The sequence below is a fragment of the Ruegeria sp. BB10 genome (assembly GCF_056535725.1).
This window is the reverse complement of sequence record NZ_JBQFIW010000001.1, coordinates 779139-793012: the sequence shown is the minus strand read 5'-3', so window position 1 is coordinate 793012 and position 13874 is coordinate 779139. Positions and strand designations below refer to the sequence as shown.

The following is a 13874-nucleotide window of genomic DNA, read 5'->3' as shown; positions in this document are numbered from 1 at the left end:
CCGGCTCATAACGCTGTACGGTCATTTGCTGTTATCCGCCGGGCTCTGGGACTGGGCCTTTTGACCGACCCAAAGCCCGATATCGTCGCCGTCGATAATGATCGCCAGATCCCAGAATTTTCGGATCTCTTCTTCAGCGGCCCGCGCTGCACTCGGTTCATCCGGCACACGTTCAACACGGAAACCGAACTGCTCAAATCCGCTGTAATCTATGCGGCTTAGAATGACCGGATAAACCTCGCGCTCCAACGCAGCTGCAGCAAGAAATCTTGCTACATTATACACTGATTTCATAGGGTTCACGATCCGAACACCGATATGCGTTGGCCCACCCTCATCCCGTTCCCACAGAGCAACGGAAGGGATAAGGCCCATTTCAGGAAATACAACATTCCCGTGCGGCTTGAGTGCTTGATCGCCAGAGATCAGACCATCCAATTGAACCGGCCGTTTTGGCGTCGTTCTGCTTAGGATATCGTACCATGAAATATCTGTCATTTTCTGCACTTGGCCTCTGCAATGATTTCGGCCGCTTTCGCCGCACCCGGTTCTGGCAATTCAATTTTATTCAACGCGGTCCGATAGACCTCCAGATCACCTTGATCCAAACAGTCTGAAACCGTTCGCTCGAGTTTCATGAACTCTTTTTCGGTGATGATCGCGCACAGGTCGCGGTCAGCCAACGCCTGGGCGCGTCGTTCCTGATTGTCCAGATACGGAGCTGATTGGGGGATTAGGATTGCCGGAATTTTGTTGTACAGGATCTCGAGAACAGAATTGTATCCCGCCGCCGAAATGACCAAATCCGCGGCCAGGCAAAGGGTTGTGGCCTCAAAGGTCTGAACAACGTGAGTATTTGACCAACCGAAGGTGGCCGGCTGAACCTTGCTGCCCGGCCAGGTTACGACAAGATGCAAACAGTCTGACCGGTCCTCAAGCATCCCGGAAATTGCCTGAAGTTGTGCCGACCGGTCCGACGCCACGCCGCCGCCTAACATGCTGACAACCAGATGATCGAACTCACGCCCGAACCGTTCAGCCAGCCGACCCCTAAGTCCTTGGCGTTCATCACCCGACTGGACCACACGGCGAAAGATCGGGCCAACGTTGCGAACGTGATCGCCGTAACTGTAGGTGTCGTTTAGCTCTTCAAAGGCTTCGGATGGCACTATGACCTTGTCGAATACGGCCTCACGCTGGAGCATTCTTGGCCTGGACCGCCCATCAGGCCACAACCCACGCCGTATCCAAACCGCCGACAAGTTGCGCTCAAGGATCGTTCGGTAGACGGAATCAAAGACATAGCCGCCGTCAAACACCAACCTGTCATTTTCCTGCAGAGCTGCGCCAAGTCGGCGGTAAGTCAGGATATCGTTGCCATTAAAGTTGGCTGAAACTTCAGTCCGCTGAACCAGAGGGATACTGTCCAAGCCTTCGCGGCGCACAAGTGGAACGCAGCTGGGAAAGGCCGCAAAAATCGGGGCCATATCATCCGGCAATTCTTTGGCAATGATAGCGCATCGCTGAGCGTGCCCCAATCCAACCCCGTTGGTTGGAAAAAACACTGTTCGCTGTGCCGTTCGAATAGGTTCCCGTTTTTGGGGCTTTAGGTCTGCTGCCTTTTCCAAACGGGAAATGTCCACCGAATGCAGCCACTGGGATTTTGTCGCCTGTTCAGCCACCCCGGCAAGGTTTTCAAGTATCTTCCCTGTGAGGTACCCATCCAGGGCAAGCGGCGTTTTGGGCCCGATCAAAGCCGGGGCGCCAGAGGACACAATGGCCTCATCATCCGTGCAATCTATCGCGACCCCACCAGTGGCGATCAGTTCGACTGCAAGCGCGGCCATGCGAACCCCGGCGACACCATGACCAAACATCACCAGGACATCTGTCGTTTTTGCCAGAATACGGGCGGAAAGATCGGTATACAAAATAGTCGGCAGATCATGAAAGGGCGACTCATTGATCACCTTGTTCTGCGCCCCGTTGACGATAAGTTGCAGAGTATAGTCACTGCGATTGCTCATCCGGGCCAAGCAAGAGAGAGTCTCGGGCGCGTCAAGTTCCATGGACCCCAAGACCACGGCAACATTTGGCTTTTCGACCGCCGAACGAGCCGTTGGCCGAATGTCTGCGACCAAGGGACAGGCCGCCGAAGGTAACATCGAGCGCGGCTGGAAGTCCGTAAGGTCCAACACCGTGGCTTCACGCCCAAGGGCATATGCCAGACGCGCCTTTGCACCGATATAACTTTGCTGCGTTTCGAAACGGCCCGTGGCAACCACTGGAACATCCGCCGGCAGTTGCCTTTGCCGCAGGGACGCAAGAAGAAGATCATCAATCTCCTCGGCGCCAAGCACAAATACCCTTTCGACCTCATGCTCGCCCGGATCGACCAAAAACTTGGCAGCATCGTAAACCCGGCCGCGACCTGCGTCTTTCGGCAAGTATTCGGCATCGATACACACGTTAAAACCGCGTGCGGTCAGCTGATCGGCAAAGATCAATTGCGCATCAAAGGTCCGCAGCGAGCGCGTGCCAGCCTCGATGAAAATCATTTCATAACCCCGCTGTCTGTAGTCAGGACATTTGACAACATTGCCCTGAAACTCTCTGCCGAGTAACGCTCCAGCACTTTTTGCGACCGTGAGACCTGTTCATGATATCGCTGCGGGTCAGCGACCAGATCAGATATGACCCGGTCCACGTCGCCCGGATGACACGTAAGGACACCATCGCCGAAATTTGCCCCGGTTTCCGGATTGGTTAGAACCACTTTGCCAGCGGCCAGCGCTTCGGTCACGACGCGACCAAAGCTTTCTTGCCAGGTCGACGCTGTAAAATAGACGTAGAAATCGATCATTCCAAAAAACTCGTCCACACTAATGGCGTCAAAAGGAAGCAAGGTCCAATGAGCCCGCAGAACACCTGCGTTCATCATGGCATCAGCACCCAGAATTACATTGCTTTGAGAATGTTCGGGAAAGCACATGTCGAGGTCGGAAAGCGATGGGAACTTTTCAAACCCCGGTCGTGAATGCCTGCCCCGACGGTCCTGTGGCTTTTCGCACGGAGGACTTGCATCCGTATGGCAGATGTTGAACCAGTCGGTGTCCCGAACCCTCCACTGCCTTGCCATGCGCGAGCTGTCCAACCAATCGTTCACGGTCTTGCGATTATGGGGAGAAATCGGTGCCAGGGTACGCTTCAGCACAAAAGATGACGCCTCAATCTGGTTCAGGCAGCCGGAAACGTCGAACCCTTCCTCGCCGCCCGGACGCAAGAAATTTTCATGCGTCACCACGATCAGATCACGGGCAAAAATTCTGGTGTTCAGTGCCTCGTTGAACTTTAGAAACGATGGATTGTGCAGGATCACGTAATCCGCACTAATACGCGGTGCATCCCAAATCAGCGGGATATGCAATTCGTCCAACACCTGCCGCAGTGCCGGCGCAACAGATTGATTTTCACCAAAAGTTCGCGAAGTTATCGCGTGCACCTCTAGCGTTCCAAAGTCCACAGCCACCCGCAGTTCGGCCGCAACCGCTGCTGACGTTCCACCGGAAAACCGCGGTTCAATGATGTAGGCGATCTTTGGACGCACTGAGCAATTGATGGCCTCAAGCGCCGACATAAGCTTTAATGCGCCAGCTCGTTGTCGGTCGCAGCAGCCGCGGTACCGGCTGTCGGACCGGCGGTATAGCCAAAGTTCAAAGTGCCCGTGGACGCGGCCTCGTAAAAGCTGCGCAATTCGACCGACAGTTCATCGGTTCCGGTCAGCAATTCGGGATTTCTTTCCAGATACGAGCGTAGCGCCTGGGTGTCATTGGCCGACAAGAGTTGATCGATGGCAAGGAGATGCTCAAGCGTGATCTCAGCGCGCGCATCCTGCGCCGTCGTCAGAAATAGTAGCGCGGTTACTATGCCAATAAGTCTGCTTTCAGTCATTTTACAAAAACCCGTCGATACTTTTTAACTTTACACAATTCAACTTGGTCCTTCGCACTTACCCTATAATAGCGCCATTAGTTTGTCGTTGTCCTGAGTTTTTTCAGAACCTGACTTTTAAGGCGGTTAACCGGGCTACTTTGAGTTGTGGACCGGCGGCTTTTCTTGGCCACCCGTTTGACCGGAGCTTGGCCAAGACCTTCGCCGGCCAAATACAATTCGATCACCCCGGTGGGTGTTTTGGATTTCGATCCCGTGAAATCGCGCAACAAGGCGCCTGCGTCCTTAGCAAGGGCGGCAGCTTTGGCCGCATCCTGTCTGTGATAAAACCGCACATTGGATTGGGATACTTTGTAACCAACGCGCGCCGTTCCGCTAAGTTCATGCCCCGTCGTTGTTAATTCAGCAACAAATGAGTCCACAGCATCATTGGGAATCTTGTTTGGCGCGTAGAGCCTGAATGACGCGCCGCCACCATTTGCACTCGGATTCGATGGCTTGGCGTCTTCGCTCGGTAGGGCCGCAATATCCTCGGCAGGCAATGCCGCGGGTGTGGCCGAATCCAGCGGGTTTGGTGTCTGTTTCAAAGTAAGCGCCTGTGGGATTGGCGGGCTAAGCGCCACGTCTTCCAGCAGGATAGAAGGATCAGATGAAACGACTTTCAAAGGACGCTCAGCAAGATTACCCGCCAAAGGACGATCTGGCTGAGGTTCCTGGATCAGATTAGACGGCAACTGGTGATCTTCTGCGGCCTCCAAAGCCACCGGAGATTGCAACGACACAAGCTGTGAAGACACGCTGGGCGCGCGCTGCGGGGGAATGATCTGGTTGATCGAAATCGTCAAAGGATCAATTTCTGTGGAAATCTCATCCACCAAGGCAATCCGCGTGGCGAAAAGCTCTGGTTCAAGTTCATAAGGCAGAAAACTCGGGTTTGCCTCTTGTTTTGGTAGGTCACCAGCCCCGCCCACCGGCAACAGCGGTGGTTCAAGCGCCGCAACAAATGACAAAACGCTAGGCGGCACGCTTGAGGTGCTGGGCTCAACAACCTCGGTGCTAGAAGAAACAGTAGTCGTACGCCGCGAGGGCGGGATCGGGTCAATCGAAATCGCCACTGGATCAAAGCCTGCCGAAACTTCGTCCAGCAAAGCGATCGACGTAGTAAAAAACTCTGGTTCGAACTCATAGGGCAGGAAACTGGGATTAGCCTCTCGTCTCGGCAAATAGCCAGCGCCGCCTACCGGTAGTAACGGTGGTTCAAGCGTCGGAACATACGACAGAACGCTAGGGGCCAGACTTGGAGTGCCGGGCTCAACGATCTCGGCCGTTTCCGCCAACTCGGACTGAAGGGGCGCTGATGAGGCAAGACTGCTCAAATCCTGCGTCTCTTCCAATTCTGCGCCGGATGACGACGGCAATGATGACGCGTCGAACAATTCGGCGGAAATGACAGTTTCGCCCCCTGCTCCACTCGGCACATCAGGTTGCGATGGTCCGGTTTGGCCAAAATCGTCTGCCGCTGTACCATCAGTAGACCCAATAGCCGCGCTTTCAATCGGGTTCGATACACCCAATCCGAACAAAGTCAGAAATATCGAAGACGAAGCAACCACACCGATGGTGCATCCAAGGGCTACCAAGCTCCACCTGATCCTGCGCCGCGTCCGTTGGTGATCTTTCAGCTGTTGCAGGAGCTTTTTGGACAAGCGATGATCAACTTCCTCGGAAGACAGTATTAAACTTAACTCTGCCCTCGTCAGCGCGCTTAAGGACGCGTCTTCGCTGGCCAGAGCGTCATCAGACGGGCCCGGCCTCCCTGCGCCCTTTTCTTCCAGAACGCTCTTGGCTGTTGCTTGGTCTGGTTTGGCAGCTGCACGATCAGTCTGTTCACGATTGGTCGGCTTGTCTTCCTGTCTCGGTGTCCGTGTAGAGGTTGCTTTGTCTCCACCTTGCAGATCTCCCTGACGGGCCTCAGAACTACTGGGGTCTGCTTTTTTCGACTCGGCTGCACGACGGGCAAGCACTTCATTTCTTTTGTGTCTTGCTTCCTCGACCTGAGCGGACCATGGCTTTTGCTTGCTTTGGGCACGCTCATTTGTGGTTGATTGGTTGGTCCTACGGCGAACCGGTTTGGGTTGTTGACCCTCTTTGTTTTGCTGCGCAGGGGCCGAAAGGTTTTTTTCTCGTTCTACCCGCGCTTTTTCAAGCACCTTCTGCCACTCGGGGGATTGCACAAAATCATAAATATCCGCCGTTTGATTGGCAGTTTTCTTGGCAACTTTAGGTCGAGTTCTTGGGCCGTTAGCCTTTGTCATAAATTCCCCCGACTGGCCGCCGAAACAGGCCCTAATTTATTGTAAATTCGACAAACCGATTACGCCTTAGCGCCGAAATTTCTAAAAGATTATGTTCAAACTATAAAAAGATGGCCACTCGAAAACAAGTCGACCGAACCCGCAATCGCCCTGTCACATAGGCAATTGGCCTTGTGAAATGGGTTCTCAGGTATCCGAAACCGTCCACCAAAGCGCCATTGATGCCTAGTGTTCCAAAAAATTTTGTTCCAATTCCTATTTCAAGATAGGCTGTGGAAAATTGGTGGGGGCCACAGGACCACTCTGGTCGCACTGTCGGAGGAACTTAGCTAAACGCTTGGATTTTAATGGAAGATATCCAGAACCATCCGGACCTATTTACTCTGATTGACCACCCCGATCCTGCGTGTGGCAACATGGTCGTGGTGGACTGGACGCTCGGGAATTCGTGCAGCTATGCGTGCAGTTATTGCCCAAAGGCTTTGCACGACGGTTCGCTTGAGTGGCAGAAAACCGGTGACGTTCTGAATCTGTACCGTCAATTAAATCGACACTATGTGGATGAATTAGGCAAGATTGTCTGGCTGCAGTTTACAGGCGGCGAACCCACAATGCATCCTCGCATCATTGATCTGCTAGGTCATGCGTCCGATATAGGGTTCAAGGTCAGCCTGATCAGCAATGCGTCGCGCACACTTCGGTTTTGGGAGATGATCAACAGCCGCCTGAACAGCGTTATCCTGACCTATCATGCCGAATTTGCAGAGCTGAGCCATTTTATCCAAGTGGCGGGTACGATGACTGACCGTATCACCGTTCATATCAACGTGACGATGCATCCAGATCGTTTTGATCAGACGCTTGAAGATGCGCGGGAATTACGCGCGGCGCTGCCCACCGCTTCGATTTCCTTGAAACCGTTGCGGAAAGATTTCGGAGTGCAGCTGTACGACTACACCGACGACCAGTTGCAGGTTCTCGCGGTGGGTTTGCCCTCGGACAGGGCCCCGGTTGGTGAAGAACCTCGATCAGTGATGCGCGCAACCACGCGGTCGGGCCACACTGAGATACTCCGCCCCAATGACTTCCTTCTTAGGGATATGAACCGCTGGCGTGGATATAAATGCAACGTAGGGCTTGAATCCCTTCGGGTCCGGGGGAATGGCGAAATCTTCCGGGGCGTCTGCGGCGTTGGGGGCAAAATAGGGACTCTCGGCGACGCGCTTGACCTGCCTCGCGATCAAATTCGATGCACAAAAGACGCATGCTCTTGTCTGGCCGACATCCTGATCCGTAAGGAGATGTAACTTCCGCGCATATAATAGGCCAAAGCTCAAATGCGGAAATCAGGTAAGGATGGCAGTGCTGTCAGACGAATTCGAACCAGTCTCAGTTTGCCGCGGAAACCGTGAATCTATCAGGAAAAAAGTTGACGCCACTCGCTAAGAGCGGCGGAGCGCGTCAGCTTGAAGGTATCTCGGCTTGCGAGCGATCTTTCCTGGTTGAAGTGGTTGTAGACGGAAGAGTGGACCGAGACGAATTTCTGCAAATTTCGCATGCGCCTGAACCGTTGCATCGCGCGTTCGCGTCGTCGGAAAGGAAGGTGGGAATTCTCAACGCGGTTGTTGAGCCACCTGCCCGTCTTTTGTGTTTCGAGCGCGCCTAGCTCTCTGAGCGCTGCTCTGTATGAGGCGAAGCGATCGGTGACGACGTTCTCCGGTTTACCGTGTCGCTTCATTAACTTCTTGAGGAATTTCAATGCCGCCTGCTTGTTTCGGCGTTTGGTAACGACGGCTTCCAGCACTTCGCCCTCATGATCAACGGCCCGCCAAAGAAAATGCCGCTTACCATTTACCTTCACGAAAACCTCGTCAACGTGCCACTGCCATTTGGAGAACGAGCGCAGCTGCTGAACACGATTCCGCCTTATCTCAGCAGCAAACATCGGGCCAAACCTGTTCCACCAATACCGGACAGTTTCGTGGCTCACGTCGATCCCGCGTTCGTGCAGCAGATCTTCGACATTCCTAAGCGAGAGCGGGAAACGGATGTACAGCATCACCGCCAAGCGGATAATCTCGGGATTGGTTTTGAAGTACTTGAAAGAGGCAGGTCTGGTCATGGGCAAAAGCTACGCAACACCCCTGCCCCGCTCAACCCAAGTTCTTCTGACAAGACCTTCAAAAGAACCTAGAATCTACGCGGATTGTTCTTGCCGGCAGTTCTTCTGTTTGTTGCGGATTGATTTCGAATGCTCGGTGAGCAAGCCAGCCAACTCTGGCCGGCAAGACCCGCAATTCGTTCCAGCCTGAAGGGCATCTCCGATATCGTCCACACTGATCATATGCTGGTCATGAATGGCACGGATGATGGTTTTTAGCCCGACTTCGAAACAGGAACAGACAATTGGTCCGCAATCTTCTGAAGACGCAGAGGAACGGCCAGACAAAATCTGCTGAGGCGTCACCTTGGGAAAGCTTGCCAAATAATCTCGCATCAGTGTGATAGGTTGGCGCGAGACAAAGAGCGCTGCCAATAAGCGCTGCTCGTCTGTCAGCGCTATTCTGTAAGAGCCCCTCTTTGGATCTTCTACTACGGTGGCCTCGGCATCCGGTAGCCCAAACCAATCGCGGGCAGTGCTTTCCCAATCGTCTATGATCTGCTTGCCTGCCAACTCCATCCTGTAGCCGTTGGGTGTTTTGGCTGTTGCCCAGTACTCTGAGCAGGGCCGCCGCGTCAACTGAAACGGCAAAGCCGTACCACGCGGCATGCATAGGTTTTACAGATATCGGTGTTGACTTACTTTCCGGCTGTCCTGAAATCGGATCAGTCACACTTGGAACAAGCGCATCCACACAGGCTGATGGGGCCGTTTCAGCCGTCCAGTGAATTGGCGCAAACACTTGACCTGGTTCCACAGACTCCGTGATCCGAAGCCGAAATATACCGCTTCCAACTGAGCTGTTGAGTTCAACCAAATCTGCGGCACTAAGGCCCAATCGATCAACGTCGTTGGGGTTAACGTCAACATAAGGCTCGGCAAGATGGGCAGACAGGCGCGGCGACAACCCGGACCTTGTCATGGTGTGCCACTGGTCCCTGTTTCGTCCCGTGTTCAGGAGAAACGGAAATTGTTCAGAAGTCGTCGCCTTAGGTGGACGATGGGTAACAGGCACAAAACGTGCTTTACCATCAGGATGAAAGAACTGCCCATCGCCGAAAAAACGGCCATCTGATTTACGAGATGTCGTCGGCCACCGTGTTGCGCTCAGCGCTTCATAGTCTTCGTCATCAAGGTCCGAAAAACTTGTAATATCCAGATCTTTGCCAAATGATACGGCGAGCGAAGTCATCTTAGCGTGTTCTCGAAAACCTGTGCTGGGGTTTTATAACTGAATGCTTCTGTCCAGCCCATGCGGCGGCCCACTTCGGCCAAAATATCCCAATCCGCTCGCGCTTGTCCCGGAGGCGCCAAAACGGCGCGTTGTCTGCTGATCGTGCGGTCTGAATTGGTCACTGTACCGCTTTTTCGCCCCAACCTGCTGCTGGCAACAATATGTCTGCGACACGCGCGGTATCTGTTCTGGCGGTCAGGTCGCTGACAACTGTGAATGGACAGTTTCGATGGCCGCCTTCACGCGGTCTGCATCTGGCATAGTGGCCGCTGGATTGGTGTGGATGACCCACAGTGCTTTGATCTGGCCGCTTTCGACAGCGCGAAACAAGTCGACCGCTTTGAGCCCCTGCTTCTGTGGCATATTGGGTGCCTTCCAGAAATTCCGGACGGCTGCATTGTGGGCTTTATTCTCGATATCCAAATGGCACGCGAGCATATTGGCCTGCCGCCCACCTCTCGACCACCCATGGCGTTTGGCTGACCGGTGACTGAAAACGGACCCATTCCCGCACGACCGATCCGTCCGGTGGCTAAATGGCAGTTCAGGATCGCGTTGACTTTGTCGGTTCCGCTGGAAGACTGGTTCACACCCTGACTAAAGATTGTCACAACGCGCTCAGTCCCGATCCACATATCACAGAAAGCTTCAATCTCATCAGGGCTCAGCCCCGTCTCATCAGGATCGTCAAGCTGTGCCAGCTCAACCGCCTCATTGAACCCAACACTGCGATCCAGAAAATCCGCTGACACGTGCCCCGTTTGGTGAATTCTAGCCAACAAGCGGTTGAACAATGCGACGTCGCTGCCCGGTTGAAGCGCCAGATGGAGGTCGGCTTGATCGCAGCTCGCTGTTCGACGCGGGTCAATAACCACAATCTTCGCGCCGCGCGCCTTACGCGCAGCTATGACCCGTTGATGGAGAACGGGATGGCACCAAGCGAGATTCGAGCCGACCAGCACAACCAAGTCAGCCTGATCCAGATCCTCATAGGTTCCGGCACCGTATCGGTACCAAAAGCGCGTTTGTGTCCGGCCACGGTCGAGGCCATACAAAGCCGAGAGTTGGTGTCGATATTCGCCGAGCCCATAAAGCCCTTCATTAGCTTGTTGGCGACATAGTAATCCTCGGTCAGCAACTGCCCCGAGACGTAAACGCGACGCTGTCCGGCCCGTGTTCAGCTATCGCGGCAGAGAACCGGTCTGCGACCAGTTGCAACGCGTTATCCCAGTTGGTGTCGTGACCAAAGGCGCGAGGAGCCAGCAACCGGTTTTCCAACCCCACGGTTTCACCTAAAGCCAACCCTTTCGAGCACAAACGACCATGGTTCGCTGGATGATCCGGGTCGCCCCGGACAGTCAGCCCTCCAACTCCATCAGGTCGCAGAAGCACACCGCAGCCAACGCCGCAATACGCACAGGTCGAGCGAACTTCGGGCAGACCACTTCCGTCCATCAGGCCGCGCTCCGCCGGGAAACCACGCTGTCGTCCAGAAGGATACGACCGTCTTCAAGACGCACCGGATAGGTGGTGATGCGGCCATCATCCACGCCTTTAGCTTCGCCCGTGTTCAGGTCAAAGACCCAGTTGTGCAGCGGACAGGTGACCGATTGGCCGTGGACGATGCCCTCGGACAATGGGCCGCCTTTATGCGGACAGCTGTTGGTCGCTGCGAATACTTCCGCCTCGGCGGTGCGGAAGACGGCGATACAGCCGATATGGGTTTTCACCAGACGCGCTCCGCGCACCGGCACCTCATCAATATGTCCGATGTCGATCCAGCTCATTCCGCGGCCTCCAATGTAAAATCTGCAATCGGCGCGTAGGTCTGCGCTTTTCTTTGACGTGTTCGGCCCACGGGTCTTTGCGGTAGATGCTTGCGACAGTTCGAACCGGGCGACCAAAGCAGCGCGGTTTTCAAGATCGTCCACGACCTGAGATTTGACCCAGTCCATGCCAACCTTGCCCAACCATTTATACAGGCGATCCAAATACTTGCCGCCCTCGCGGTAGGCCTGGGTCACGGCCATCACGACCTCGATCGCGTCGTCTTCGGTGGGGACCTGACACAACAGTTGGGTCTCTTTACGTCCATGCCTGCGGCACCGCCGATGCTGATCTGAAAGCCCGAATCCACACAGACGACGCCAATATCCTTGCACGTCGCCTCGGCGCAGTTGCGCGGGCACCCGGATACGGCCAGCTTAAGCATGGGGCGTCCACGACCCCACAGGATTTTCTCCAGCTTGATCCCCAGGCCTGTACTGTCCTGTGTACCAAACCGGCAATGATCCGTGCCGACGCAGGTTTTGACCGTGCGCAAACCCTTGGAATAGGCATGGCCCGAGACCAGACCGGCCTGGTTCAGATCCGACCAGATGGCGGGCAGGTCCTCGCCCTTTACACCCAGCAGGTCGATGCGCTGACCACCCGTGACCTTGACAGTGGGCACGTCATACTTGTCGGCCGCATCTGCGATGGCGCGCAGTTCTTCGGGGTGGTGATGCCACCCCACATGCGCGGCACAACGCTGAAGGTGCCGTCTTTCTGGATGTTGGCGTGTTTGCGTTCGTTGACGAACCGACTTTGTGGGTCGTCCTTATAGTCCAGCGGCCAATCCGCCAGCAGGTAATAGTTGATCGCCGGACGGCAGACATGGCAGCCGTTAGGCGTGGACCAGCCGAGTTCCTGCCAAACAGCCGCCTGGCTTTTCAGCTCCTGCCCCTTGATCAGGCGGCGCACGTCTTCGTGGGTCAGATTCGTACAACCGCAGATCGGTTGTGCGGTTGGCATTTGGAAGTCGTCACCCAGCGTCACCTGCAACACCTGTTCCACCAATCCAGTACAGGTGCCGCAGGACGCACTGGCCTTCGTGCCTGCACGCACTGCGCCCAGATCGTCGGCACCTGCGTTGATCGCTTCGACAATCTCGCCTTTGCATACGCCGTTGCAGCCGCAAATCTCCGCCTCAGGCGGCAATGCTGCAACGGCTGAGAGAGGGTCCGCAGTGTCGCCCCCCTGATAGGCGGGTCCGAAGATCAACGTCTCGCGCATCTCTTCGATACTGGTGTCGTCCTTGATCAAACCAAAGAACCAACTGCCATCCGCCGTGTCGCCATACATAACGGCCCCAACCAGACGATCCTCTTCGATCACAAGGCGTTTGTAGACCCCGCGCGAGGGGTCGCGGAACACGATATCCTCGCGCCCCGGCCCATCCGCGAAGTCGCCCGCACTGAACAGATCGCAGCCGGTGACTTTCAGCTTGGTCGAGAGGGTTTTCTGCGTGAATGCAGCGTCTTCCGCCAGCAACGACTGCGCCGCCACCTTCGCCTGATCGTAGAGCGGCGCAACTAGGCCGAAGACCTCTCCGTCATGTTCGACGCATTCGCCCACGGCGTAGACATCCGGGTCCGAGGTCAACATCTGGTCATCCACATGGATACCGCGCCCGGTGGCCAGCCCCGCCTCTTGTGCCAGAGCCGTGTTGGGACGGATGCCCACGGCCATGACCAGCAGGTCGCAGGGCAGTTCGGTTCCGTCCTCCAGCAGTAATGCGCGGACCTTGCCTTCGTGCCCGAGAATCTCCTTGAGTTTGCTTGCAGACAAATCTTGATACCTTTGTCTTCCAGCGATTTCTTCAGCAGGTAGCCTGCGGCCTCGTCCAACTGACGCTCCATCAGGTGGCCCATGATATGCACGACGGTGACGTCAACACCATGCGCGGCCATCCCCGCAGCGGCCTCGAGCCCCAGCAAACCGCCGCCAATTACGACGACCCGGTTTCCCGAACCCATTCCCATCATCTGCTGTGTGTCTTCTAGGTCGCGATAGGCGATCACGCCCTCTAGATCATGCCCTGGTAGAGGGATCATGAACGGGTTCGACCCGGTTGCGATTACCAGCTTGTCGTAGGGTACATGCCCATTTGCGCCTTCGACTACCTTCATCTCGCAGTCAATCTTCTCGACCTTTTCGCCAAAGCGGCAGGCGATGCCACGTTCGGCATACCAGGCGTCGTCATGGGTGACGATCTCGTCATAGGTCTTCTCACCCGACAAAACCGGGCTGAGCATGATGCGATTGTAGTTTCCGCGCGGTTCGGCGTTGAACAGAGTGATGTCGAACGCATCGAGCGCGGCATCCGTCAAGTGCTCCAGCACCCGGCCCGAAGCCATCCCTGCGCCTATAACAACTAGTCTTTGCTTCATGG

The 13874-nt window shown here is 55.3% G+C and carries 8 protein-coding genes and 2 pseudogenes; 1 reads left to right on the top strand and 9 read right to left on the bottom strand.

Annotation, left to right across the window (positions count from 1 at the left end; all coding sequences use genetic code 11):
- Nucleotides 1-21 precede the first annotated feature (21 nt).
- The 5 genes from ACR3EP_RS03950 to ACR3EP_RS03930 all read right to left on the bottom strand — a co-directional run bounded on the left by ACR3EP_RS03950 (nucleotide 22) and on the right by ACR3EP_RS03930 (nucleotide 5591).
- Nucleotides 22-498: a hypothetical protein gene (locus tag ACR3EP_RS03950; RefSeq protein WP_480636427.1), complete on the bottom strand. Its 477-nt coding sequence runs from the start codon at nucleotides 496-498 to the stop codon at nucleotides 22-24.
- On the bottom strand, nucleotides 495-2558 hold the full coding sequence (locus ACR3EP_RS03945) for a glycosyltransferase (RefSeq protein WP_480636426.1): 2064 nt from the start codon (nucleotides 2556-2558) through the stop codon (nucleotides 495-497). The genes ACR3EP_RS03950 and ACR3EP_RS03945 overlap by 4 nt, the downstream gene beginning before the upstream one ends.
- A complete protein-coding gene (locus tag ACR3EP_RS03940; RefSeq protein ID WP_480636424.1) occupies nucleotides 2555-3637 on the bottom strand; it encodes a hypothetical protein in 1083 nt (360 codons plus the stop codon). Before ACR3EP_RS03940 ends, ACR3EP_RS03945 begins: the two co-directional genes overlap by 4 nt.
- A gap of 5 nt (nucleotides 3638-3642) precedes the next feature.
- Entirely contained in the window at nucleotides 3643-3951 is a 309-nt protein-coding gene (locus ACR3EP_RS03935) for a hypothetical protein (RefSeq protein WP_480636422.1), read from the bottom strand.
- A 77-nt stretch (nucleotides 3952-4028) separates the two neighbouring features.
- On the bottom strand, nucleotides 4029-5591 hold the full coding sequence (locus tag ACR3EP_RS03930) for a hypothetical protein (protein WP_480636420.1): 1563 nt from the start codon (nucleotides 5589-5591) through the stop codon (nucleotides 4029-4031).
- A 1022-nt stretch (nucleotides 5592-6613) separates the two neighbouring features.
- On the opposite strand from ACR3EP_RS03930, the gene ACR3EP_RS03925 reads away from it, so the two are divergent.
- Nucleotides 6614-7573, top strand: a complete 960-nt coding sequence (locus ACR3EP_RS03925; protein ID WP_480636418.1) for a radical SAM protein — start codon at nucleotides 6614-6616, stop codon at nucleotides 7571-7573.
- Nucleotides 7574-7683: 110 nt separating this feature from the next.
- Here ACR3EP_RS03925 and ACR3EP_RS03920 read toward each other — a convergent pair whose 3' ends face one another.
- From ACR3EP_RS03920 to nirB, 4 genes and pseudogenes are all read right to left on the bottom strand, one after another.
- A complete protein-coding gene (locus ACR3EP_RS03920; protein ID WP_480636417.1) occupies nucleotides 7684-8388 on the bottom strand; it encodes an IS6 family transposase in 705 nt (234 codons plus the stop codon).
- A 75-nt stretch (nucleotides 8389-8463) separates the two neighbouring features.
- Nucleotides 8464-11116, bottom strand: a pseudogene (locus tag ACR3EP_RS03915) (molybdopterin-dependent oxidoreductase).
- On the bottom strand, nucleotides 11116-11448 hold the full coding sequence (gene nirD, locus ACR3EP_RS03910) for a nitrite reductase small subunit NirD (RefSeq protein ID WP_480636416.1): 333 nt from the start codon (nucleotides 11446-11448) through the stop codon (nucleotides 11116-11118). Before nirD ends, ACR3EP_RS03915 begins: the two are co-directional and overlap by 1 nt.
- Nucleotides 11445-13872, bottom strand: a pseudogene (nirB, locus tag ACR3EP_RS03905) (nitrite reductase large subunit NirB). The gene nirD and the pseudogene nirB overlap by 4 nt, the downstream one beginning before the upstream one ends.
- Nucleotides 13873-13874: the final 2 nt, after the last annotated feature.

What these genes read in the sequence shown, in the direction of transcription:
- ACR3EP_RS03920 (WP_480636417.1), bottom strand. Translation starts at nt 8,388, where the DNA reads ATGACCAGACCTGCCTCTTTCAAGTACTTCAAAACCAATCCCGAGATT.
- ACR3EP_RS03950 (WP_480636427.1), bottom strand. Translation starts at nt 498, where the DNA reads ATGACAGATATTTCATGGTACGATATCCTAAGCAGAACGACGCCAAAA.
- ACR3EP_RS03940 (WP_480636424.1), bottom strand. Translation starts at nt 3,637, where the DNA reads ATGTCGGCGCTTGAGGCCATCAATTGCTCAGTGCGTCCAAAGATCGCC.
- ACR3EP_RS03945 (WP_480636426.1), bottom strand. Translation starts at nt 2,558, where the DNA reads ATGATTTTCATCGAGGCTGGCACGCGCTCGCTGCGGACCTTTGATGCG.
- ACR3EP_RS03925 (WP_480636418.1), top strand. Translation starts at nt 6,614, where the DNA reads ATGGAAGATATCCAGAACCATCCGGACCTATTTACTCTGATTGACCAC.
- nirD (WP_480636416.1), bottom strand. Translation starts at nt 11,448, where the DNA reads ATGAGCTGGATCGACATCGGACATATTGATGAGGTGCCGGTGCGCGGA.
- ACR3EP_RS03935 (WP_480636422.1), bottom strand. Translation starts at nt 3,951, where the DNA reads ATGACTGAAAGCAGACTTATTGGCATAGTAACCGCGCTACTATTTCTG.